This window comes from Comamonas trifloxystrobinivorans, from assembly GCF_043359985.1.
Taxonomy (GTDB): Bacteria; Pseudomonadota; Gammaproteobacteria; order Burkholderiales; family Burkholderiaceae_C; genus Comamonas; species Comamonas trifloxystrobinivorans.
Window position 1 is genome coordinate 81,401 of record NZ_JBHZGV010000016.1, and the last position, 22,576, is coordinate 103,976.

Below are 22,576 nucleotides of genomic sequence, written 5' to 3' on the forward strand. Positions count from 1 at the left end.
AGGCAATCAGCGCTTGCACCGATGCGCGAATGTGATGTTAGCCGCATCATCTTCTCCCGTGATCACCGCAGACCACCTTGACACCCTGGAGCCGCAGCAGATGCGAGCGGCCCTGCTGTCGTTGATGGGTGAGCTGGCCGAGCGAGACGGCGTGATCGCACGCCAGGGCCAAGAGGCGGTCTTCAAGCAGGCGCAGATCGACAAGCTCACGCACGAGAACGCACTGCTCAAGCGCATGAAGTTCGCCGCACAGTCGGAGCGCTTCAGCGCCGAGCAGAAGAGCCTGCTCGATGAATCGCTGGATGAGGACCTGCAGGCGGTGGCCGATGAGATCGAGCAGGCCACGCCGCCAGTGGCAGGCCGCCAAGACAAGCAAGTCCCCAAACGCGCACCCCTGCCGGCCAACCTGTCGCGGCGCGAGATCCGCCACGAGCCCGAGTCCACCACCTGCGCCTGCGGTTGCCAGATGAAGCGCATCGGCGAGGACGTGGCCGAGAAGCTGGACTACGCGCCCGGCGTGTTCACGGTGGAGCGCCACATCCGGGGCAAGTGGGCCTGTGCCCAGTGCGAGACGATTCACCAGGTGCCTGTCGATCCTCACATCATCGACAAAGGCATCCCTACCACTGGGCTACTGGCGCAAGTGCTGGTGGCCAAGTACGCCGACCACCTGCCGCTGTACCGCCAGGAAGCGATCTTCGGCCGCGCCGGCCTAGCCATCCCCCGCTCCACGCTGGCGCAATGGGTGGGCTCGTGTGGCGTGCAGTTGCAGCCACTGGTTGACGCCATGAGGACAGAGCTGCTGCAGCGCCGCGTGCTGCATGCCGACGAGACGCCGGTGTCCATGCTCAAGCCGGGCAACGGCAAGGCGCACCGGGCGTACCTATGGGCCTATGCCACGGGCGCCTTCGAGAACATCAAGGCGGTCGTCTACGACTTCTGCGAATCGCGCTCGGGCGAACACGCCCGGCGCTTCCTGGGCGACTGGAGAGGCAGCCTCACCTGTGACGACTTCAGCGGCTACAAGGCCTTGATCGCAAGTGGTGTGACCGAGGTCGGCTGCCTGGCGCACGCGCGGCGCAAGTTCTTCGATTTGCACGCGGCGAACCAAAGCCAGATCGCCGAGGTCGCGCTGCAGCAGTTCGCGCGGGTCTACGAGATCGAGCGTGAGGTCAAGGAGATTGCGACCGATCAGCGCCAAACCATCCGGCAACAACAAACGAAGCCGCTGCTTGATGCCTTGCACCAGTGGATGGTGCTGCAACGCCAGAAGGTGCCGGAAGGCTCGGCAAGCGCCAAAGCGCTGGACTACAGCTTGCGGCGCTGGGAGGCTTTGACCCGGTTCGTCGATGACGGACAGCTGCCCGTGGACAACAACTGGATCGAGAACCAGATTCGGCCGATTGCCATTGGCCGCAACAACTGGCTCTTTGCGGGCAGCCTACGAGCTGGTCAGAGGGCAGCAGCCGTCATGACGCTCATCCAGTCAGCACGACTCAATGGGCATGATCCCTATGCGTATCTCAAGGACGTTTTGGCTCGCTTGCCGACGCAACGGGTTAGCCTGGTTCACGAGTTGCTACCGCATCGTTGGTTCGCACCGAGCTGAATGTCGTTATTTGAGGCTCCGCTCAGCGAACGGTTGGCCAGCTTGCCCCAGTGGCGCTGCGCAGCGATTCAAGTGCACCGCAATCGCCAACGCATACCCCTCCCGCACAGGTACTGCGGATGGCACGCAGTTGCTTGCGCAGCGCCTGCAACTCGGCGATTCGCTGCTCTACCAAGCGCATTTGATCGTCTAGCAAGGCATTGACCTCGTCGCAGGACATGGCGGGGTCGTCCTGCAACTGCAGCAGAGCCCGGATATCGTCGTGCGACATGTCCAGCGAGCGGCACCGAACGATGAAGGCCAACCTGTCGACATGCTGTTGGCCATATTGCCGATAGTTGTTGGCGGCCCGCAGGGGCGCCTGCAGAAGGCCCTCTGCTTCATAAAAGCGCACCGCGGGAACGGAGCACCCTGCCAATGACGATAGTTCACCGATTTTCATATTTGCCTACCTACCGCTTGACTCTACAGCTACTTGAGGGTTTCTAATACGGGACATGAGTACATGTCAAAGCAGTAGCTGCTCGAGCAGTTGCAATTCGCAGACGGTCGACGAGGCCCCAAGCGCCATTGCTTCCGTGGAGAGCACATTTTCAGTTCCGGGAATGGACTGCCCCTCCGAGGAGAACCTCATTCGCATGGCGCTGGGTGGTCTGACCGGGGTTGGGCCGATGACCTTCGATCTGGCCCATCGGCAGCTCCGGGTGGTGCACTCGGGCGAGCCCGCCAGGATCGCCCAGAAGCTGACGCCCCTGAACTTGGGTGCGGTTCTGCTGACAAGCGAGAGGCGCACCGAAGGCGGGCAGTGGAAGACGCGTTTCTCCGTGCCGAAGATGGATTGCCCGTCGGAGGAGAATCTCATTCGGATGGCGCTGGCCGATGCGTCGGCTGTTGCGGCACTGGACTTCGATCTGAAGGACCGTGTACTCACCGTGCAGCATGGGGGAAGTACGCAAGAGCTGCTGGGCCGTCTCATCCCTCTCAACCTCGGCGCGCAAGTGTTGGACAGCGTGCAAAGCGACGAGTCTACGGCCCCAGACGCAGAGGGGAATGCCTCTGAGGCTCGGACCTTAAAGCTGCTGCTCGCTATCAACGGTGCGATGTTTGTCTTTGAGTTGATCGTTGGCCTGATCGCCCAGTCCACAGGTCTCATAGCGGACTCGCTTGACATGTTCGCCGATGCGGCGGTCTACGGACTGGCGCTCTATGCGGTGGGCCGCGCCGCCGCCTTGAAGATGAAGGCAGCGCACATCGCTGGTTGGTTGCAAGTCGTGCTTGCGCTTGGCGCGCTTTTGGAGGTCGTTCGGCGGGCAGTTGTGGGAAGTGAGCCGGCGTCCATGCTCATGATGAGTATCGGGCTGGTCGCATTGATCGCCAACGTCACCTGCCTGGTGCTGATCGCCAAGAAGCGGGATCGGGGCGCCCACATGACGGCAAGCTACATTTTTTCTGCGAATGATGTGATCGCAAACGCGGGGGTGATAGTCGCTGGTGTTTTGGTCGCTTGGACGGGCTCCTCGTACCCTGACCTCGTGATTGGCGCAGTCATTGCGCTGATAGTGCTCAGCGGTGCCCGGCGCATCCTGAACCTCCGATAGCCAATCTAGCGGCATCCCACACCGATGCCTAGCCAAGGTGGGATGGCCGGCCGCTTACCTTACGCACGAAGCCATGCACGCTCGTTTTGAGTGGCATCGCGCCAGCCAATCCAGCGGCTCGGCTCATACACAAAGCCGCTCTCCACCGCCCAGTCTGGCGGCTCCATGATGGCTGCAGGATTGGTTATCGAAGCCCAGTTGATAGCGTCGTCGCGCAGGGCCGGAATCGACAGATCAATGCCGTACTGCTGGAGTACCTCCTGGCGGCGGCGATAGTAAGTGGATGGGCTTCTGCAGAAGTCCATGGGGCGACGACCATCCAGCCACAATGCTATCAACGTGCGATGTTCCAGTTTGGCAGTCTGTAGCAAAAGCTCCCGCTTGTCCAAAGGTGGCAAGTCTTGCAAAGGGATTGCCTGGACCGTCTCAAGATGTAGCGCGCGAGCGGTCTCCGGATGCCAGAGTGAGCCATGATTGAAAAGGCGGTTCTTGTTCTTGAGACAGCGCTTGAGCCGGGCCTCGATTCGCGCACCCTCCGCAAGAAACTGCTCAAGCATATGGTCGAAATACAGGTTTGTTCCAACGCGATCAAAGTCCATTGGCATGCGGCCCAATAGCTTGCGTTTGTGCTTTACCAGGCCATCTAAAAAGTAGTGGTGCTTGTTGTAGATGAGAATCTGTCGATCACGCGAGTTCGGGTGTAGACGGACTCCCATTCCAGGCCGGATAGGAATCGCTTCAAGAGTTGGATCGGCATAACGGCGGATGTTGTCGCAAAGCCGAGGGATCAAGCCCTGCGGCATCGCGTAGTGCTCTGCCACATGCACTTCATCGACGGCATAGTTGCCGGTATTAAGTGCATCCATAACGGATGCAGGACATGCTATTTTCAGGGTCTCAAACACCAACAGTACGGAAGCTTTGACCAGCCCCGTAAAGTCGTTGGAACCCATACCGTTGTGCCCTTGCAGCCACAGCGCTGGCGAGCCGGAAAACCGCATGCGTTCTGCACCGTTTTCCACGCGCGCAGAGAAGTGCGGAGCCTCTTTGTCAGCGCATACTTTGACTTCAGTGAACGACTTGGTTTTGGCTCCGCCGGGGTGATGTGTCATGACGGCCTTTCCAATTTCCGGAAAGTCATCGCCATTTATGGTTATGTCGAAATAGTCAATCATGGTGTTGTTGTGGCGTGCTTTCACTCTCATTTCTGAGCAATCAAGTTCACACCTGTCCAATAGTGATAGTCATCTCCATAGCTCTACTTAGCTAATTGCTCAGTGCACAGTTGCGTCGATGTGGTCTCAGGGGGATTGGACGGCGCCGCAACCATGCAATTTGTCTTTCTCGGTATTTACAGCGACGACGCGACTTCAGCCGAAGAGGGCTGTTCGGACTGCGTGGTGCGCGGGCCGGATGTGATGTGGACCTCACGGACAGTCTTGCCTCCGCGCTCGCCACTAACACCGGTAACGATGATCTCAAGTCCGTTTTCGGTGTCGTGGCGGTAGACGTTCGCTTCAGGATTCAAATACGTCACTCCTTTCAGCTTGCCGCGCGTGCCCACGGTGAGCAAGGTTTTAGCGTAGTGAGCCCCGAACTTGTCCAACAAGAACGCTTCAGTCAGGTAACAACGGCGCAGAGCGGCTTTGGCTTCGGCGCTGATGTAAACCTGTGCCAAGTCGATGATCTGGAAATGCGCGCGGAATTCGGCTTGCTCTGCGTACAGCTTCAAGAACTTGTGGATCGACAGTGTTTTATCTGCAGCGAAAGGCTGCAGGTCCACATGCTCCATTTTGTTAGCAGTTGCAGAAGGTGTGAAGCAGACTTGCAAACCATTGATTGATGACATATTTTTTTCGGTATTTCCATTAATTTCAGACATGACTTCTCCAGTCCATGCACAGCATGGATCAAATAGATATGAAACCAGTGATTTATTTGACAGTGGGACGAGAGTCAACCCACTCCATGAAAGCAAGCTCGTCGATCAGGACTCGACGACCTACTTTGCGAATTGCGTGAGCAAGACCATTGCCTGGAATAACGTCATCCCCACCCTTGCCACGCGCACGCAATCGAGGCTTGGATGCAAATATCAATGCACGCAGAGAATTTTCAGTAAAGACAGGGTGTTTCAAAGAAAGCTGCTGAACTGAGAGCCACTTTTTACCCTCAGAGCCGCCGTGAAATTCCGTCAAGATTTCTTTTTCGATCTTGGACGGAACGCTCCTAAAACTCTTCTTCGACAAAAATCTGGCAAACGCACTTTCATATCCCGCACTTACACCAGGTGAGAAATGTGAATTCATAAAGCTCCTTAGATACATCGGTAGTGGTTGAGAGAATTTGCTCAACCTTTGACAATGATGCCCAGCACTGCCAATGTCTCCAAGGGAAAGGATGCTTTACTAAATTTTCCCGGCCCTACGCACCCCTCACCTGCCCAATGAAATCGTCGTAATAAGCGATGTGCCTATAGCCCTCATCTCTAAGCTCCAACGCCACTGGGTACTGCTTTTTTGTACGGACCGCATATGAGTCATATGAAGCAACACGCTCTCCTTCTGGAGTTACATGGATAATTTCATGCTTTGACTCACCATTTTTAATTCTTTGAAGAATTTTTACGTAGGCTTCATACACACCAGCGGGATTAAACGACTTTACGCCTTCGTATGAATCCAGGGATGTAATGCCTATTCGCTGAAGCAACTCTCTCTGCTTCAAAACAATTTGACGAATAGACTCATTCAAAAAACCTATAGGATGCAAAACATCAATTTTCACTACCACCTCAGTTTTTTTAATATCAACCACAGTAACGGCCAGAGGCTTTTGACGTGGATGTTCTCGATCATTCAATTCAGCGAAGACATCTACGGTCAATCTACCAAATATATTCTCATCAGCTTTAGGCAACGGGGTTATTTCAGGGTCTATCCACTTACTGATCCCAAACTGCGCTTGCGGAGTGACGGAGGGTGCATGGCCTACAGACCAGCCTTCACGCCTACTCTCTTCAGTCCGGATAATCCAATCTCCTACGGTTTCTCCGTTTAATGCCTCAGGCTGAGAAAAGAATAGCGACATAGAGGTTTCCGGTGGGCATGCCAACAAGGGCATTCCCCCAGCTGCCCTCTTCAGATCTCGCACAGACAAAGGGAGACTTATCCATTCGGCGTAGGCCGCGCGATACGCAGGGTTGAATCGTAGAAACTCCCATGCCCACTGACGAGGTGAGAGCTCTCTGGAGTTCTTGGGTACTTTTTTGGTTCTTCCAGCCATGCTTTGCCTCATTTGGAACATTGCAATTGTTAGCACCGTAGCCAAATTTTGCTCATGCCGAAAGAGCCGGCATCAATGTGCATTGATGCCTAGTTGGGGGCGTCCTCCGCGTCACAGCTATGTCACAGTTGCTGCCAAATTTCGGCATAAATCCCGATTGTTGCGGGCTGTTAAAATCACGCCGTCTAGAGTGAAGACAACAATTGGCAGCAATTGGAAACAGTTAGTGCTGGAGTTCGTAATGAGAAGGTCGCGTGTTCGATTCATGTCTCCGGCACCACGACAGTAAGAAACCCCGCTATGTTTTGCATAGCGGGGTTTTTTGTTTCCAGCCTGTGTTGCCACCATGCATCTAACGATGCATAGCACGGCTCACTCAAAAATCAAGCGCTTGGCCGTCGTCCAACCCATCTTGACGCGGCGCTTGGCCCGCGGGCTGCATGGCGCGGCGCTTGCGCTGCACGTGGTAGGCCGTCAGCACCTGTTGTGCCACCATATCCAAGCTGGGGCGGTGCTGGCCTTCGCGGTCTACCCAGACCTTAGGCGTCAGGCTGCCAGCCAATGCCACGCTGTCGCCATCGCTCAAACCCAACAGCGCGGCCACCGGTGCGTCATCAAAGGCGATCACGTTCACAAACAGAATCTCTCCATCGCCCGCCGCTGCCCGCACCTTGGCAAGCGCGAACGGTTTCCCGGTTTTACTGATGCGTTCTGCAGGCGTGCCGTGCAGCTTTCCCGAAATCAGTCCATCAATCATGCATAAGCTCCTTGGTTGAGCCTAATGTATCCGGGTGCGGCAGGCCGTGGCGTGCAACTGGGCCGTGATTGCATCAAGATTTGCGTGCACTCGCCATCTCGTTCAGGCTACGGGCACGGGCAATTACACCAAGCGCATGCGCCAGCTCTGCGGGGTCATCCTCTTCCAGCACCAAGGATAGGTAAGCCGCCACATCCTCATCCGTTTTCAGGTGCTCTGCCATGTCAAAGGGTGGGCAGATCTCCTGGCCTGATTTTGTTCATAGGTTGCTCTCCTACACTTCGCCCGCCAACGACGCCAAATTTGCAATCGGGGCTTGAGGCGTTTGCAGCTCGACTGTAGCCGTTCGTTTACGCCATTGCCAATCGCATGCGCCGAGCACTAAAAAAGTAGAGATACTCACATCAATATTCGTGGCCAACACACACCACACAAAGCGCCTCTATTACCTACGGCACTGCACCCGCCTTCACTTGTCAGTACGCCACACCGACAACCACCTTCAACCTAACATGGCCGCCATGAGCATCAACTACCAAAGCCTGAACGCTGCATACACATCGCAAGAAGCCGCTGCTGAGCTTGAGCGGGTGCGGGGCGCGCTTTTGGCATTCCGGGCGCAATATGGGCTGGAGTTGATGCGTGGTGATTCGCTGCTGGTAAAGCGCTTTCTGGAGCTGCAACAACGCTACGACGCAGCGCAAGCGCGGGTGTACGCAGAAGGCTTAGCCAATGCGCCTCAGATCCCAGAGTTTCTGAAACGGCAGGCCGGGTAGGCGTCAGGCATGGGGCCGGTCCCATACTCCACTCGCAAGCTCAATTCAAAATCCTGCCGTAAAGCAAGGTGCTGCATTTGGCGGCGTGCTCTGCCCCCGCCCCAATGCAAAAGCACAACACCGCCGTCGCAAATGTGGCAGAGCAAAACGGCCTCGCCTCTACACTGGTTGCGCCAATAAACGGGAACAGTGCACAACTGCAAGCCCGACACCAAAAGGAGACACCATGGAACGCCGCCGTTTTATTTCCAGCTCTGCCTCATTGGCTGCTGGTGCTGCAGTGGTTGCAGCGCCTGCAGTTCACGCCCAATCGCAGCCCGCCATCCGCTGGCGGGTGGCATCCAGCTACCCCAAAACGCTGGACACCATTTACGGTGCCATGGACATGGCCGCCAAACGGGTGGCCGAGTTGACGGACGGCAAGTTCCAAATCTCCGTGCACCCTGCGGGCGAACTGGTGCCAGCACTGGGTGTGCTGGATGCGGTACAAAACGGCTCGGTAGAAGCTGGCCACAGCGCCAGCTACTTCTTCATTGGCAAAGACCCGGCCTTTGGCTTTGGCACCGCCCTGCCCTTTGGTTTGAACGCCCGCGGGCAGAACGCCTGGTTCTATACCGGTGGCGGGCTGGAGCTGCTCAACGAGTTCTACAACGGCTACGGACTGCTCAACTTCCCCATTGGCAATACTGGCGCGCAAATGGCGGGCTGGTACCGCAAGGAAATCAAGGCGCCCGAAGACTTCAAAGGCCTCAAGTTCCGCGTTGGTGGGCTCGCCGGCATGGCGCTGGCCAAACTGGGCGTGGTGCCGCAGCAATTGGCCACCGGCGATCTTTACCAGGCGCTGGAGAAAGGCGTGCTCGATGCCGCCGAATTTGTAGGCCCCTATGACGACGAAAAACTCGGCCTGCAACGCGTAGCCAAATACTATTACTACCCCGGCTGGTGGGAAGGCACCGCCACACTCAACTTCTTCGTCAACCAAAAGGCCTGGAACGCGCTGCCCAAAACCTACCAGGCCGCCATTCGGGCAGCCACTGCCGAGGCCAACCAGTGGTGCACCGCCAAGTACGACACATCCAACCCGCTTGCCTTGTTGCGCCTCATCCAAGGTGGCGCGCAGCTGCGTGCGTTCCCCAAATCAGTCATGGATGCCAGCTACAAAGCCACGCACGAGCTGTTTGACGAGCTGGCCGCGCAAAGCCCGGCCTTCAAGAAAATCTTTGTCGAATGGCTCAAGTTCCGAGACATGCAAGCCGCCTGGCAACAGTATTGCGACTTGCCTTTTGACAACTACGTCGCCAACGTACGGCGCAAAAAATGAGTGCCGTCCCCGCCCCGCCTGCAGGCAACGGCGCTCGGCTCTCTGTGGTTGGCGCAGGGCGCGTGGGCCAAACCTTGGCGCATCTGCTGGTGCAAAAACTGGGGCTGCGTGCGCACCAGGTGTTCTGCCGCCAACAAGCGCATGCTGAAGAAGCAGCCTCCTTCATCGGCCAAGGCACTGCTCTCAGTGAATTTGCAGCGTTAAGCGCCAGCGACATTTGGCTGATTGGCGTGCCCGATTCGTCCATCGAAAACACCGCCAACGCCTTGGCAGAACTGGCGCAGCGCTCAGGCTGGCCGCCTGCCATCGCTTTCCACTGCAGCGGCTTTTGCGCATCAGACAAACTGGCCGCACTGCGGCAACTGGGTTGGTCGGTAGCGTCTGTGCACCCAGCGCTCAACTTTGCCAACCCGGCGCAGGCAGTGCGGCAGTTCTCAGGCACTTTATGCGGCATTGAAGGCGACGAAACTGCGGCACGCTGGCTCAACGAAGCGATGGCTGCCATTGGCGGCCAGGTCTTCAGCCTGGACGCCAGCACCAAAGTGCTCTACCACGCAGCCGCCGTTTTCTGCAGCAACTTCACCATCGCGCTGCAAGACATGGCACAACAAGCCTGGCGCAGCGCGGGCCTGCCAGATGAAGTGATTGCACCACTCAACCGCCAACTGCTTGAAACCAGCGTGCGCAATGCACTAGCACTGGGCCCGCCCAAAGCCATCACGGGCCCGGCCGCCAGAGGCGATGCAAAAACCGTGCAGACCCAAATGCAAGCAGTGTCTGACTGGTCTGCCGATGCCGGCCACATCTACCAACTGCTCAGCGAAGCCGCATACCGCCTCGCCCAACAAGGCAACAGCCTGGCATCCGGCCCAGGCTTGCTACAACGCCCCAGCCCATGAAACAGGCCATCTCCATCGAAGACCTGCGCCAACGCGCACGGCAAAAATTACCGCGCTCAGTATTTGCATTTATCGACGGTGGCGCCGAGGACGAAATCAGCCTGCGCCGCAACCGCGAAGCCCTGCAGGCCATTGAGCTGTGGCCACGTGTGCTGACCGATGTATCGGCACCAGACACCGGTTGCACTCTAACCGGCAGCGCGCTCGCCACGCCCTTTGTGGTCGCCCCCATGGGGTCTTGTGCGCTGGGGCGGCCGGGTGCAGATTTCATGCTGGCCAACGCCGCAGCCAAAGTGGGCGCCATCTACACCTTGTCGACCATGTCCACCGCCAGCATGGAAGCCATTGCCGCAGCCACCCATGCGCCCAAATGGTTTCAGCTGTATGTGCTGAAAAACCACGACTTCAACCTTCAACTGCTGCGCAAAGCCCAAACACTGGGCTACCAGGCGCTGGTAGTAACGGTAGACCTGCAAGCCGGCGGCAAGCGAGAAAAAGACTTGCGCAATGGCATCTCCGTACCGCCCAAACTCAATGCCCGCTTGGTGTGGGACGGCATCACCCACCCGGGCTGGAGCCTGCGCATGCTGCGCGCCGGAGCACCTCAGTTTGCCAATGTGCAAGGCGCACTGGGTGATGAATCTGCAGGCATTACCATTGCCGCCCGTGTGGGCCAAAACCTGGATGCTGCCTTCACCTGGAGCGGCCTGCAGCGCCTGCGCGAAGCCTGGCGCGGCCCCCTGTGGCTCAAAGGAATACTGCACCCGGAAGACTCGGTTCGCGCCTTCTCCGAAGGCGTGGATGGGCTCTGGGTCTCCAACCACGGCGGCCGCCAGCTCGACGGCGCCGTTGCCTCGGTCACCGCGCTCGCCCAAGTGCGCGCAGCGGTGGGCGCACAAGTGCCGATCATTTTGGATTCCGGCATTCGCCGCGGCGTAGACGCCCTCAAAGCCAGAACCCAAGGCGCCAACGCCGTCGCCGTAGGCCGGGCCGCACTGTGGGGCGCTTGCGCCGACGGCCAACGTGGCGCTGATCGAGCACTGGAAATATTACACAGCGAGCTACGGTTGGCTATGCAGCTTGCGGGGCTGCCTCGCTGGTAAAGCGTGGCAAAAACGATTCTTAAACAATCACCGCCAAAAACTCACCCACCACACGGTACTGATCTTCGTCATTCGCGCCAAGCTCAATCGAAGTGATCGATGTATCGCTAGAACGCGGCTTCAAAATAATTTTTTTATTCTCAAAGCCATCTTCAGTCTGCACTTTGAAGCTCTGATACTCTTTCACCGTGTAGTGCGAGCCACTGTCGCCATCAAAAGCATTGTCGGATTCCACCAATACAATTTTCCCGTTTCGGCTACCGCCTGGATTCATGCGAAACAAGCAGACAGCACCATTGGGAATGATCTGGTTCATGGATTCACCAACCACATGGCAGGCAAAAATATCCTTCCCTACGGGCATGTTCTCGGGCACAGCGACCCATTTCTCGTGCTCCGCATGCTGAAGCGCACTGAAGCCACCTGCTGCAGCTTGTAAGTCATAGAGTGGAACTGCGTTGACATATGGCGTCAGCTGCACAGCAACCTCAGGGAAGGCAACAACATTGGATTTATAGCTCTCCACATGCTGCTTCAAATAAGCTCGCAAGGCATCATCGCATGCATAGACAAATGTGCCTCGTATGCCCCGCAGCATGATGGTTTGATAAATATTCAGAATATATTTTTTGAGCGCATCCGGGTCCTTGATTGTCTGCTTCCCGTTGCGGTCGTGGTAATTCTCTTTTTCAATGACAATCTGACCTGATGCCTTGTCATAACGAATTTCGTTGCCAAAAATGACCCCAGTGTAGTTCAAGTCATAGCCTTGGGTTGTATGAATACAGCCAACCTCATTTTCGGCATTCTTCGTATTGATCCAATCTGTATTCGTACTATTCCAGCGAAGTTGGACTTCACCAATTTCAATGTCGTATAAGTCTTTGTCTTTTTGAGATATCCACTCCCATGAATACCCAGCTACCAAACGCGCCAAGCCGTAGCTGGCATTGCGCTGCGCTATCTCCCGAACCATGTCAGGCAGCTCATCGAACACCAAAAACTCGTACTTACTGGAGTTGAATTTTTCTGTCGCCCCCAGTTGCAAATGCAGAAGACCATTTACGAACCGCACATAGTCCCGCCCCGCACGAACCCGGAACTGTGACACCAGCGTCATCACCTTGGTGTCTGACAAAGCCTTGATATTGTCGAAGTCAGATGCATTGGCATCCGATGGTTTGATACTCTGATTTGGATCGTAAAAGAAAACTGCTTTATCTGACTGGCGAACAACCCAATCAACTTCACTGCACGTGTAAGGGTCAAGATCAAGCTTTTTACTTGCCTTATCAAAATAACCATAATATGAGCCCAGATTGACTCGTTTGCGCAAACGATGCGACTCGTCCACCAAAACAATGTCGTAACGTTGCTGAGCCAGCTCTGAAGGACTGATAACCATATTGGGGTGCAAGTTGACAACATTCCTGAACGCCTTCTTCAGCGTACTTCGGAATGACCCCATTGGCACCACCAAGGCCATCCGAGGCTTAGGAAAGCGCTCTTTTATCTCCTTCAACAACTCGCGTAACTCCATTTCCTCGTCGGAAAATTCACGCAAATCCAAATCATCCACATCGGTGTGAATGAGCTTGAAAAGAAAAATAGCCAAAACAGACTTACCGGTACCAGCTCCACCTTGAACGACGGTGTTTTTCAGCTGAGGATCAACCAGCGCCCTCATTATTTCTATCAGCCCTTGCTGTTGATCAGCGGATAGCGATTTGTACGGCGAGTATTTAAAAACATCGGAGTTATCGATCACCTCAATCGATTTTCTCACAACACCATGGCTACGCAACTTATCCCAAGCTTCGCGGAATATCTTTAAATAAAGCTCGTCTCTTTGGTAGTAGCTGTGGTCACTCAAGCCCAGGTTACCATTCAACAACTTGAAAGTGCCATCAGCAAACATGTACTTGATCAGCGACGACTCAATGTCCAAAGTTGCAGATTTATTGAACCGTCCACTGCTTACAAGATGCACGGTAGACAATTTCTGTTTTTCACTGTGCTTCAGGTGCGTTCCCAGCCGCGTGATCGTATCCGCAGTCTCCCCTACATAGGCTTTACGCGACCCCGTGTCGCTTAAAATGTATACAAGTGGCCAGTTATCGGCAGCAAAAGCATTATTCTGCATTTCCGCCAATGCTTGCACAGAAAACTGATATCTATTTACTTCTACTAGACTGGCATTATTCATAGTTCATTGTATTTTTTTGCATTTCCCTTTGCTTTATCAACGGGATATTTTTCTGCATTTTTTTCTATTTTTTCCAGAACAATTTTCTCGATATCAAAGTTATACGCATCGGACAGCAGCAGCGCATAAGCCAATACATCCGCCAATTCTTCCTTTACCTTCTCGGGATTGGCCGCTTCTGGAGCCTTCCACAGGAAAGCCTCCAGAAGCTCGCTGGCTTCTATGCTGAGCGCCAGTGCCAAATCTTTAGGGTTATGGAATTGCTGCCAATTGCGCTCGTCACGAAACTGACGCAACCGTTGGATGACCTGATCCATTTCATACCTTTTCTGAACAAGATGGTTGCCGAAATGGATGATAGCCTGCTCCACAGCTGAGTTAAGCGACTCCGATGCTTGGCAATGCCTGAGTCACGCACATCCGCTCGCATCAAGGACAAGATCACACGACACAACAAGATGGTTCGCAGCGGTCTGAAGCCCCAACACCTCCCTCCCGCAAACTAAAAACCGCCATCCCCCCGTCCCCATCCCAAACCCGTTCATACAAGGCCGCCACATCGGCATGCCGGCGCGCGAGCGTGTTGTAGATGCGGGCTTGGCGGGGGTCGTTGGGTACGCGGTAGTAGAAGAAGTGGGGGCGGTGTTTTTGCAGGTATTGCGCCAGGCGCAGGGCGATGGTGCGCAGGGCGCGCAGGGGTTGGGCGTGGGTGTTGACGAGCTGAGAGGTTTCTTGCTCCACGGGGAGGCTTGCCACCCAATCCCAGTTCCAGCGCAGATCTTCTTGGCTGACCAGGCCTAGGCGCTCGGCATTGCCGTAGACGGTGAAGGCAATCTCGCCGTCCTCAAACAGGTAAATGCGGTATTGCAGGCCCTCGTGGCTGAACTGGCAAATTTGGCGCTTGCGGGTTGGGTACATGGTTTGCGTGGCTTCCTTTCACCAAAGTGGCCGGCGAACGCTGCTTGACCAGTGCTTTCTTCCTGGCGGCCCGGCTTTCTGTTACGGACCGGGCCTGGCGGCATTCGCTTCGCGGCAACAACTTCAATGTGCCTTGCGCCGCTGACAGGTGCTGTCAGCGCCCAGGCTTCGCCCAAAAATAGCTTTGCGCAGCACGATATTTGCAGCGCCCCGGCCACAGGTTTGGGCTAAACTGCTCGCAAGCCGTAAGGCCCGGTGCTTCAAAACACCACATCCGAAAGGTTGCAACCCCCACCTTCAAGCGGGGTTTCGTCATGCCCAAATTCTGGGCGGGTGCGCACGCACCTGCTCCGCCGGTTTTGGGTGAGATGGCCCACGCCGCGAGGTTGGGCGCACGGCTTCGGACGTGTTTTGAACATCTCACCCACCCTATGCGCTTCAAAACACAAACGGTGGTTCCCTTGCTTGATTCCCGAAGGAGCCAAGACCATGCCTACTCTCTCCCACGGCAGCCCCAACGCTGTGCCAAACAAACCCACCGCTTTGCAGGCAAGCACTGCCGCATCGCTGATCTACAACGCGGTAGATGCCGCAGAACGTTTGCGCTACACGCTGCAAGCGTATGAAGGGCTGGAATGGCTGCTGTCTTTCTCTCCCGACGAATCTGCACCACCGCCCGAGCAATTGGGTGCGCTGGTAAACGCGGTTAACCAGGCATCGCTCGCCTGCATGGGCAAGCTGGACGCCACTTTGGCCGAGCTGCGTGCCGCCATGCCAGCGGCAGAGTTAACGCCAGAGTCTTTGTCTGCGTAAATAGCCTGCCTCAGCTAAGCCGGGGCTAAGCCATCAGGCCAGCGGCATATTTGCCCGCTGGCCTGTTTGTGCTGCGCCCTGCCCGCACCACTGACGCGCGCTGACACGCCCTGTCACCATCGGGCGCTACGCTGTGCCATCGCTACAAAGAGACAGGCATGGACAAAGATTTTCTCAACCACATCCTGGTGCAGATGGATATTGCGCAAACCGGTTGCGGCTGGTTTGACGGCACCGAAATCGTCGGAGAGTTCGAGTACCTGAACGAGGCCGAAACCATTGTGCAATTGCTCGCCAACGGCAGCCCCGCGCAGCAAGCGGTAAGCCAGGCCTTTGCGGCCCGCTTTGACGCAGCCAATGTGCCGCCAGAGCTGCGCCAAGCGCATATCGCCCAACTGAGCCGAGAGCTGCAAACCCAGCAGCGCCTGCGGGTGCTGCGCACCATGAAGCCCCGCTTGCCCGGCCCGCTGCTGGACGTATCTACCCTGAGCCTGCTGCTATGGCAGACCGACCCCATGGGCACCGGCTGCAATGTGCAAGAAGGCATGAGCGGCGAGTATTACAGCACCGCCGAGGCCACAATTGCCTTGCGCGCCACCGGCGTAGCGCTAGAGCCCGCCTTGCGCCAAGTGTTTGACGAACAGTTCTGGCCAGGCTGCCTGCAAGCCGACCACCGCCAGGCGCATTTGCAAACGGTACTCCAAGTGGTGACAGAGCTGGAGCGGCATGCTGGGCAGGCACAAGCAGCAAACACGTAGGCACCCAAACAACGCCAGCAAGAGTGACCGCCAAGGCGGTAGCCCACAATAAATCGCCGCGCTTTCCCGAGAGCCCCAAAAACGCTGCTAGAATAGCGGCTTCCCGGAGAGATGGATGAGCGGTTTAAGTCGCACGCCTGGAAAGCGTGTGTAGGTTAATAGCCTACCGAGGGTTCGAATCCCTCTCTCTCCGCCAGACACCTAGTAAAGATGGCCCTTGTGGCCATTTTTCATTTTCTTTATACCATCCTTTCTACCAAAAAAACTTTGCTGTAGCTGCACTGTTTTGGACGGTATTGGTCAAAAACGATAGGGTCCCACCCTCTACTCGATCCCCACCCCAAGCTCAGTTGCCCTGACGAAAAGCAAAAGTCGAGGCATCCATCAGCCTGGTACACGAGCAAAGTTGTTACCGCTTCGAGGCATACAACTCCACCATGCTCGTCACACCCCAGACCACTGAGGTCAACAGATCGCTGCAGACTCGACTGCCAGGAACCTGCAGCAATCAGTCCGCTCCATCACCTAAGACCGGGCTCTTTGAAAGCAAGCAGCCTTTCAAACCACCACTTGGCAGGCGCAATGCCGAAGCAGCGTGCGACCATCAAAATATCCGCATCAACACCAATGTTACGGAAATAACTTTTCAAAGGGAAAGTGGCATTCAACACCACTTTCACCAGCAAATCCCCAAGTTCACTCCTTAAATACCATAAACATTCATGCCAAGCTATGCAGGTATTTATGTTATTAATATGAATTGGTATTAAATCAATAGAATAAATAAACAAATAAGACTATCTCACTATCCTTTCAATAAAAGAAGCCATTCCCATGGCACGAGTATATTCGACAATTTCACCTTGTTTAGCTTGGGATGCAAACACCAACACTTCCTCAGGTCTGGTGTACTTAATGAAAGTCTTTTCCTGACCTGATTCATCCTCAACCTGAATCTCTCCATATGCCAGAAGCGCATAGCCCTCGGCATTAATCACCCACTGAAACAGCTCTGTTGCATTTTTGTACACGGGATAGTTTTTAAAACCATTCTTCTCTGCTTCTTTGCCTGCCATTTCTTTCTTTGCAGTCTGTATAGCTCTAGTGGCATTTTCCAGGTACGAATTGGCATCCTTTCTTGAACGCCAGAGAAGCTCTTCGTAGCGCTTCACCTCACTCTGAGCAGCTCCCATGCGTGCTCGTTCATCGAACTTGAGGGTGGGAAGTGACTGATACTTTTCTACCACTCCCTGCCAATGCTCAATGCTTCCACGCAGGTTGGGAAAGTCTTCTTCAATCTTCTGCTTTTGCTCCTCATACATTTTATTGGCATTTTTGAGATCTCGTTCATAGTACATGTTCGAGTTATGTATAGCCTCATCGCGAATCGGCTTCAAGAAGTCATCACCATCAACGATCTCGCAGCTGTACTGCACCAGCATTCGCCCCTTCTCATCTTTAAACGATTCCCACTTGGTATTGCGACACAATGGACGCTTGCTCAAGCCGTTATTGACCGTCAAAGTCCTTGCTCTATCTATATAGCTGTCTTTAACGATATCAATGGGACTTTTGCCACATGCAGCCAGCACAAACACAGAGCCAGTCAGCAAGATGCTTAGTTTTTTCATAGATTTTCCTTTACGGTCCAATAAATCCTTCCCAGTGGGGAATCAGGTTGTTCAATTACGTTATTAAACGTGGTGATTGATTGGCTTTGGGATTACTGCTGCTCCCATCCAACCCGGAAAGACACCGCTGATCCTTTGGCAGCCATCGTTCCAGGTGCTGGAGTGATTCGGTAAGGGCATCCGAAGCCGGTGAAATCAGGCTCGTCAGGACCGTGCACCAAGGTTTCTTTTGGAACCAGGCCCAGGGATGTGAGAAGTTCGTCGTAGGTCATATCGCAGCTTCCACGCGGCTGAGGGATAGCAATCACTGCCGTAGAGGCCTGTGCGGCTGATGGCGCAGCGACTGCAGCCGTTTGGCCAGCACATTGCGGGTACTCCAAGCCATCCCCAAACGTCATAAGCTGGGGCTTGACGGCTGCCAGCGCCTGAGCAGCTACACTTCGGTACTTCTGCGGAGTGCAGTTGAACCCTTGATCGAAGATGACCCAGTCTTCACCCTCTTTGGCCACCATGGCATCTATCCATGGCTCTGCCGCTGTCAGGACTGCATCTGACTCCATGGGCACCGACAGCATGACGGTTCGGTTTTGCTGAGCCCGGCTTGCCTCAACCACCAAGTAGATGCCTGGCACATAGGCATTGCCGCAACCCCTAAGGCAATCGGCCACGTATTGCCCAGTGGGAGTTGCCGCATCAAACGCTCCGAAAGTCAGGTCCTTCAACCGCATTGGCGCTTGAAGACCCAATAGGCCACTCACATCGACATCGCAGCTGGGAGTGATGGCCACCTGCACTGCACGAATCACTCTATTCTCAGCATCTGTCCTGAGCCCTACCTCGCAGCCTTGGACTTTGAACAGGTGCAGCTGGTTGTCCGAACGCATGGCCGGGCCAATCTGCTTTTCCAAAAAGGCCAGATTCAGCCCAATGGTTTCGTTGGAGAGCAACTTGGCTAACGGGTCTTGAGGGTCTGGCACATCTGCAGCCTTCTGCGGCTTGCTGCCAATACCCAACTTTGCTTTTGCACGATCAGCAAGTTCTGACATGCGATGGCTCATGCCTTCGGAGCAGGCAGACAACATGAGAGCGGCAGCAAGCGCCGCTCCAAGCTTGTGGAGTTTCATAGGGAGTCCCAGGAATAAAAACTTGGAGAAAAGGCTCACGACTTCTGCGCGTGAAGAAGTGCACAGAGGTACTCGCCGTGAGACCGGCAGGGCTTGGTGCACCAGCGGTGCGCAATAGCAAAAGCCCAGGAACAAGGTTTTGTGTGAGGCGACTCGATAGGCAAAAAAGCAGCCGCCAGTCACCACGATCAACCTTCAAGCAACAAAACAATGCAGCCCAGCAGAACCAACGCTGCAACAACCAGCCCGATTGCAATACCGATGTTGGTGCCGCCTTGTCGTGCAAGCTCCAGGCGAGCCTGGTCTGGCGTATGAATTGCCAGAATCTGGCTCACTTTTTTATCGACAAAGGCTTGGTACCAAACGTTGCCCTTCATGCCAAAAGCAATTCCGACACCGATGTTGGCGCCGTTGGACACTGCTGGAGGCAGTCCAAGAAAGGCCTCAGCCAGAATCTGCACCAGCACAAACACAACAAAAGCGCCGTAGTACCAGTACATCTTGCGATAAGCCATCCAGCCAAACCCCGCGAGAAATGCGGCCCAACTCCATGCATGCTTGTGCTTGTGCTGCGACGCTTGCAGCCACTTGCGCTCGAAGTAGTCGTAGTTCTTGCCTACAAAGATTTCAACGGCCTCTTGGTGTGTGAGAGCGCCTGACACGGAGGCAACTTGTGCCGCTGGAGCAGATGGAATAGGAGCAGATACCGGCCGAACCACAGCGGGTGCTGCAGGCGCTGCAGGCCCGTTATGCGCAGACATGTCGGCAATTAGCTTGCATGCTGGTGGCACATCAAATTCAAGTGCAGCCTCTTGAAACACAGGCTGAATCACACATTGAGCACCTGTTCCATCAATGGCCCGCTTGTACTTCTCAGCCACTGCTGCCAGAACATTACGTTTGACCACCACAGACTGCTGCGCCAGCAAAGACATCGTTTGCTCTGCAGAGCATTTGAAAAGAGCAGCCAGCTTTTGCGCCACCTGCTCTCTATCCGCCGTTGGACTCTTTCCGCTCAAAACGATGTTGAATTTATCTTCCACAGACAGCCCTTCCTAGTAGCCAATGCCTTCGTTCAGAAAACAGCGAGGAGCACATTTCCTCACCCATTCAAAGCCTCATTAGAGAAGCAAACTCATCAAATGAAAACGCACTGATGTCCCATCTGTTGACCATGTCAGCGCAGCAAAGTCACATCAATGACAACGCTGGATCGGCCAGCTTGGACAAGCACTTCTCTAGCCCGCCACCTGGCTTGTACCGCCCGTTCGAGCTCAGCTGGATACTTGAACGACAGACGCAATTGATACGAGTCAAACTTTAATATGTGAAGCAAACTCCGTAGATGCAAATGTATCAGAACTGCATTCTTAGCGAGTGTCTGCCAAACCTCAAGCTCCCACTCAACTGCCCGACCCGGACAACCTGCGCGATGTCCTGGCCTATTGGGTACGTCTCAAGCGCGTAGAAAAAGGCTGGTCGCAAGAGCGGCTGGCAATGGAGAGCGATCTCGACAGGACCTACGTGTCTGCAGTGGAGCGCTCTCGTTGGAATGTTTCACTATCAAACATGGAACGGCTGGCCCAAGCTTTGGATGTTGACGTCTGGCGGCTACTCCGACCTCCTTGCAGACAAAGCAACGAATAAGATCCAGCGGCCAGCTAAATAACAGATAGATTAGCAGGCTAACTGCGCTAACCTAAATAAGCCTTGAGCTGCGTCTCCAACTCCGCCTGCAGCCCTTCTGGGCTGATCACTCGAACGTGTGGTATCCAATAGCGCACCACCGGAAAAATTTGGTTGGGATGTGCAATCAATCCAGACACCAGAATCTCGCCATCCTCAAGCGTCATTTCAATTTTTTGACTACCAATAAGTTGGCGTCTCTCAAAATAAGAAGCAGCTGGTGGAGCCACCTTGAGCACAACCTTAGTCTTTTCTTGATTCAGCCAGATCGTGTCTTCACGCATGAGATAGGTGTGTACAGTTTCATCAGGCGTGAACTGCTTATCGCTTATCAATAGACGATCGATCCTCGCAACCGCATACGACTTCACCTTACCTGCATCTGTAGCCTGTAAGTACCATGAACCATCACTGATCACAATCTTGTATGGATTGACGGTTACCAGCTTTTCTGAACCATCTGTTTTTCGGTAAACAAACTCGACAACTTGGTGGGCTTTAATCGCTGCATCCAGTTGTTCAACGTCTATTGCTTTGTGCGCTATTTGCTCTCCGCGCACCTCATGCAACAGCAAAGTGCCACGAAGACTGTCATCCAGCAAATCGCTAACAAACTCTGTCGACATACGAGGCGACATGCCTTGCAAACCCGCAAGACTAGCAATGCGCTGCACATCATGTTGACTGTACATGCCCAACTTGTGTCGAGCTAACGTATAGCGATTCCCTTTCTTCTCCAAGTCCAGAAAGCTGAGTCGCTGGTTCAGATCTCTGCGAACAGTACGTTCATTGACATTGAATTCATCCGCCAAGCGTTTGATCACAAGTGCCTCTCCTGCATTCAGGCGGCGAAGAATCTCACTAAGTCTGTAAGCTATTGTATCCATTGAAGATATTGACATCAGTTGGGAGTTTTTTCTGTTTTCGGATCGATGAAGGGGATCGTAATAGGTGAATTGGACAACTGGTGTCCGAATTTAAAAAAATTAGCTCTTCAGAAAAATTTAGCAACCAGTCATGAACATCAGCCATTTCCTAAGCGAGAATCAGAAAAAAAATACAGCACGAAACAGGCTTCAAACGCTTTCATAGTGCGAAATTTCTTCAGTCTCGACGAATACCCATGGGAGAGCGAGTCCCGCTAGCCAGAGAATGCATACGGAAAAGAAGGAGACACCATGGTCTTACCCATTGGCCCAAGACGTTGGACATGTAGCGTGTGTGGTTGGGAGTACCTATCCACAGGGACATCCGACGTCCTGAAACCTAACGAAGACTACTTCGAACAATGTCCTCGGTGTAGCAGCGACCTGTTGGACACCCAGACGCCTGGTACATCAGCGGATCGCCTTGCAACATTAATCGACAAATACTTCAAGCCTTTTCGATGAATGCTCCACATTCACACTGAAACCTAATGCACCGCGCACTCACCAATTCGCCGAAGTTCCACGCATGAAGAAAACTGTCCCACAAAAGAGAAAAGCAACCGTGCAGTCAAAACGCTCCATCAACTCCCGGCTTGTGAAGCAACGAATTGCCAAGCTGACGGAGCATGTGCAGCGCCTCGAATCACTCGATGTTGTATTGACCGTAGTAGGCACCATGAAAGCAGGCAAATCCACCTGCATCAATGCCATCGTCGGGCGGGAAATTCTTCCCAATCGCAACCGCCCCATGACCTCCATACCCACCTTGGTCCGCCATAAGGATGGGTGCCAAAAGCCGGTCCTGCATTTCACCAATACTCATCCCATACAGCGACTCGTTGGAAAACTTAGTACAGCGCTCAAAAAAATATCAGCGATCCGGAGCATCACCATCGAGAGTGACAAGGATCTATCCAAGTTGGCGACACGAATCCGGCGTGGTTTTCAACTGAAGGACTGCTATCGCGGCGAAACAGAGATCTTTTCCTTCCTGAATAGCATCAACGATCTCGTTCGACTCACGGAGATATTCAACATCGAATTTCCGTTTGAAGCATTCACGGAACGCCAAAACTTTCCGCTCATGGTAATCCCCCCGCAATTCCAGCGCGCTGAGAAGTAGAGACTCTCACAGGAGAATCTCTACCATGAAGAAATCACGT

General features: G+C 54.5%; 24 protein-coding genes, 1 tRNA gene and 2 pseudogenes. 11 read left to right on the forward strand and 16 right to left on the reverse strand.

Annotation, left to right across the window (positions count from 1 at the left end; translation table 11 throughout):
• Nucleotides 1-58 precede the first annotated feature (58 nt).
• Complete coding sequence (gene tnpC / locus ACFIQF_RS19350) at nt 59-1,609, forward strand: IS66 family transposase (RefSeq protein ID WP_031757192.1); 1,551 nt, start codon at nt 59-61, stop codon at nt 1,607-1,609.
• Nucleotides 1,610-1,631: 22 nt separating this feature from the next.
• On the opposite strand, the gene cadR is transcribed toward tnpC, so the two are convergent.
• Entirely contained in the window at nt 1,632-2,051 is a 420-nt protein-coding gene (cadR, locus tag ACFIQF_RS19355; protein WP_010791743.1) for a Cd(II)/Pb(II)-responsive transcriptional regulator, read from the reverse strand.
• A 55-nt stretch (nt 2,052-2,106) separates the two neighbouring features.
• Here cadR and ACFIQF_RS19360 point away from each other — a divergent pair, with 55 nt between their 5' ends.
• A complete protein-coding gene (locus ACFIQF_RS19360; RefSeq protein WP_077446928.1) occupies nt 2,107-3,207 on the forward strand; it encodes a cation efflux transmembrane domain-containing protein in 1,101 nt (366 codons plus the stop codon).
• A gap of 59 nt (nt 3,208-3,266) precedes the next feature.
• Here ACFIQF_RS19360 and ACFIQF_RS19365 read toward each other — a convergent pair whose 3' ends face one another.
• The 7 genes and pseudogenes from ACFIQF_RS19365 to ACFIQF_RS19395 all read right to left on the reverse strand — a co-directional run.
• Nucleotides 3,267-4,406, reverse strand: coding sequence for a phage/plasmid replication protein, II/X family (locus ACFIQF_RS19365; protein WP_393945278.1), 1,140 nt, complete (start codon nt 4,404-4,406; stop codon nt 3,267-3,269).
• Nucleotides 4,407-4,558: 152 nt separating this feature from the next.
• Nucleotides 4,559-5,089 (reverse strand): hypothetical protein, encoded by a 531-nt coding sequence (locus tag ACFIQF_RS19370; RefSeq protein WP_393945279.1) that lies wholly within the window; start codon nt 5,087-5,089, stop codon nt 4,559-4,561.
• Between the two features lie 52 nt (nt 5,090-5,141).
• The gene (locus tag ACFIQF_RS19375; RefSeq protein ID WP_393945280.1) at nt 5,142-5,516 is read right to left on the reverse strand and encodes a hypothetical protein; all 375 of its coding nucleotides are present in this window, start codon (nt 5,514-5,516) and stop codon (nt 5,142-5,144) included.
• A gap of 115 nt (nt 5,517-5,631) precedes the next feature.
• A complete protein-coding gene (locus ACFIQF_RS19380; RefSeq protein WP_393945300.1) occupies nt 5,632-6,297 on the reverse strand; it encodes a hypothetical protein in 666 nt (221 codons plus the stop codon).
• Nucleotides 6,298-6,390: 93 nt separating this feature from the next.
• Nucleotides 6,391-6,513, reverse strand: a pseudogene (locus tag ACFIQF_RS19385) (transcriptional regulator domain-containing protein); the annotation flags it as partial.
• A 355-nt stretch (nt 6,514-6,868) separates the two neighbouring features.
• A complete protein-coding gene (locus ACFIQF_RS19390) occupies nt 6,869-7,249 on the reverse strand; it encodes a single-stranded DNA-binding protein (protein WP_393945281.1) in 381 nt (126 codons plus the stop codon).
• A gap of 91 nt (nt 7,250-7,340) precedes the next feature.
• Nucleotides 7,341-7,472: pseudogene (locus tag ACFIQF_RS19395) on the reverse strand (helix-turn-helix domain-containing transcriptional regulator); the annotation flags it as partial.
• Between the two features lie 190 nt (nt 7,473-7,662).
• Here ACFIQF_RS19395 and ACFIQF_RS19400 point away from each other — a divergent pair.
• From ACFIQF_RS19400 to ACFIQF_RS19415, 4 genes are all read left to right on the forward strand, one after another.
• Entirely contained in the window at nt 7,663-8,025 is a 363-nt protein-coding gene (locus ACFIQF_RS19400) for a hypothetical protein (protein WP_393945282.1), read from the forward strand.
• 226 nt (nt 8,026-8,251) lie between these two features.
• A complete protein-coding gene (locus ACFIQF_RS19405; RefSeq protein WP_393945283.1) occupies nt 8,252-9,346 on the forward strand; it encodes a TRAP transporter substrate-binding protein in 1,095 nt (364 codons plus the stop codon).
• Nucleotides 9,343-10,245, forward strand: a complete 903-nt coding sequence (locus tag ACFIQF_RS19410) for a Rossmann-like and DUF2520 domain-containing protein (protein ID WP_393945284.1) — start codon at nt 9,343-9,345, stop codon at nt 10,243-10,245. Before ACFIQF_RS19405 ends, ACFIQF_RS19410 begins: the two co-directional genes overlap by 4 nt.
• The gene (locus tag ACFIQF_RS19415) at nt 10,242-11,348 is read left to right on the forward strand and encodes an alpha-hydroxy acid oxidase (RefSeq protein ID WP_393945285.1); all 1,107 of its coding nucleotides are present in this window, start codon (nt 10,242-10,244) and stop codon (nt 11,346-11,348) included. The genes ACFIQF_RS19410 and ACFIQF_RS19415 overlap by 4 nt, the downstream gene beginning before the upstream one ends.
• 19 nt (nt 11,349-11,367) lie before the next feature.
• Here the strand turns inward: ACFIQF_RS19415 and ACFIQF_RS19420 are convergent, their stop codons facing one another.
• From ACFIQF_RS19420 to ACFIQF_RS19430, 3 genes are all read right to left on the reverse strand, one after another.
• Nucleotides 11,368-13,554, reverse strand: a complete 2,187-nt coding sequence (locus ACFIQF_RS19420) for a DNA/RNA helicase domain-containing protein (protein ID WP_393945286.1) — start codon at nt 13,552-13,554, stop codon at nt 11,368-11,370.
• Nucleotides 13,551-13,925, reverse strand: a complete 375-nt coding sequence (locus ACFIQF_RS19425; protein ID WP_431193949.1) for a nucleotide pyrophosphohydrolase — start codon at nt 13,923-13,925, stop codon at nt 13,551-13,553. Before ACFIQF_RS19425 ends, ACFIQF_RS19420 begins: the two co-directional genes overlap by 4 nt.
• 70 nt (nt 13,926-13,995) lie before the next feature.
• Nucleotides 13,996-14,472 (reverse strand): hypothetical protein, encoded by a 477-nt coding sequence (locus ACFIQF_RS19430; protein ID WP_393945287.1) that lies wholly within the window; start codon nt 14,470-14,472, stop codon nt 13,996-13,998.
• 489 nt (nt 14,473-14,961) lie between these two features.
• Here ACFIQF_RS19430 and ACFIQF_RS19435 point away from each other — a divergent pair, with 489 nt between their 5' ends.
• From ACFIQF_RS19435 to ACFIQF_RS19445, 3 genes are all read left to right on the forward strand, one after another.
• Entirely contained in the window at nt 14,962-15,285 is a 324-nt protein-coding gene (locus ACFIQF_RS19435) for a hypothetical protein (RefSeq protein WP_393945288.1), read from the forward strand.
• A 158-nt stretch (nt 15,286-15,443) separates the two neighbouring features.
• The gene (locus tag ACFIQF_RS19440) at nt 15,444-16,043 is read left to right on the forward strand and encodes a hypothetical protein (RefSeq protein WP_393945289.1); all 600 of its coding nucleotides are present in this window, start codon (nt 15,444-15,446) and stop codon (nt 16,041-16,043) included.
• A gap of 105 nt (nt 16,044-16,148) precedes the next feature.
• Nucleotides 16,149-16,239: transfer RNA gene (locus ACFIQF_RS19445), tRNA-Ser, on the forward strand.
• A 325-nt stretch (nt 16,240-16,564) separates the two neighbouring features.
• Here the strand turns inward: ACFIQF_RS19445 and ACFIQF_RS19450 are convergent.
• The 4 genes from ACFIQF_RS19450 to ACFIQF_RS19465 form a co-directional block, all read right to left on the reverse strand.
• Nucleotides 16,565-16,834 carry a hypothetical protein gene (locus ACFIQF_RS19450; RefSeq protein WP_393945290.1) on the reverse strand — a complete coding sequence of 90 codons (270 nt, stop codon included), beginning with the start codon at nt 16,832-16,834 and terminating at the stop codon, nt 16,565-16,567.
• A 6-nt stretch (nt 16,835-16,840) separates the two neighbouring features.
• A complete protein-coding gene (locus ACFIQF_RS19455) occupies nt 16,841-17,674 on the reverse strand; it encodes a hypothetical protein (protein WP_393945291.1) in 834 nt (277 codons plus the stop codon).
• Nucleotides 17,675-17,766: 92 nt separating this feature from the next.
• A complete protein-coding gene (locus tag ACFIQF_RS19460; RefSeq protein WP_393945292.1) occupies nt 17,767-18,837 on the reverse strand; it encodes a hypothetical protein in 1,071 nt (356 codons plus the stop codon).
• A gap of 149 nt (nt 18,838-18,986) precedes the next feature.
• On the reverse strand, nt 18,987-19,841 hold the full coding sequence (locus ACFIQF_RS19465) for a DUF2628 domain-containing protein (protein ID WP_393945293.1): 855 nt from the start codon (nt 19,839-19,841) through the stop codon (nt 18,987-18,989).
• Nucleotides 19,842-20,175: 334 nt separating this feature from the next.
• Here ACFIQF_RS19465 and ACFIQF_RS19470 point away from each other — a divergent pair, with 334 nt between their 5' ends.
• Nucleotides 20,176-20,445, forward strand: coding sequence for a helix-turn-helix domain-containing protein (locus tag ACFIQF_RS19470; protein WP_393945294.1), 270 nt, complete (start codon nt 20,176-20,178; stop codon nt 20,443-20,445).
• A gap of 47 nt (nt 20,446-20,492) precedes the next feature.
• Here ACFIQF_RS19470 and ACFIQF_RS19475 read toward each other — a convergent pair whose 3' ends face one another.
• On the reverse strand, nt 20,493-21,386 hold the full coding sequence (locus ACFIQF_RS19475) for a helix-turn-helix transcriptional regulator (RefSeq protein WP_393945295.1): 894 nt from the start codon (nt 21,384-21,386) through the stop codon (nt 20,493-20,495).
• 553 nt (nt 21,387-21,939) lie between these two features.
• Between ACFIQF_RS19475 and ACFIQF_RS19480 the strand changes: the two genes are divergently transcribed.
• Nucleotides 21,940-22,536 (forward strand): dynamin family protein, encoded by a 597-nt coding sequence (locus ACFIQF_RS19480; RefSeq protein ID WP_393945296.1) that lies wholly within the window; start codon nt 21,940-21,942, stop codon nt 22,534-22,536.
• The last annotated feature ends 40 nt before the right edge of the window (nt 22,537-22,576 follow it).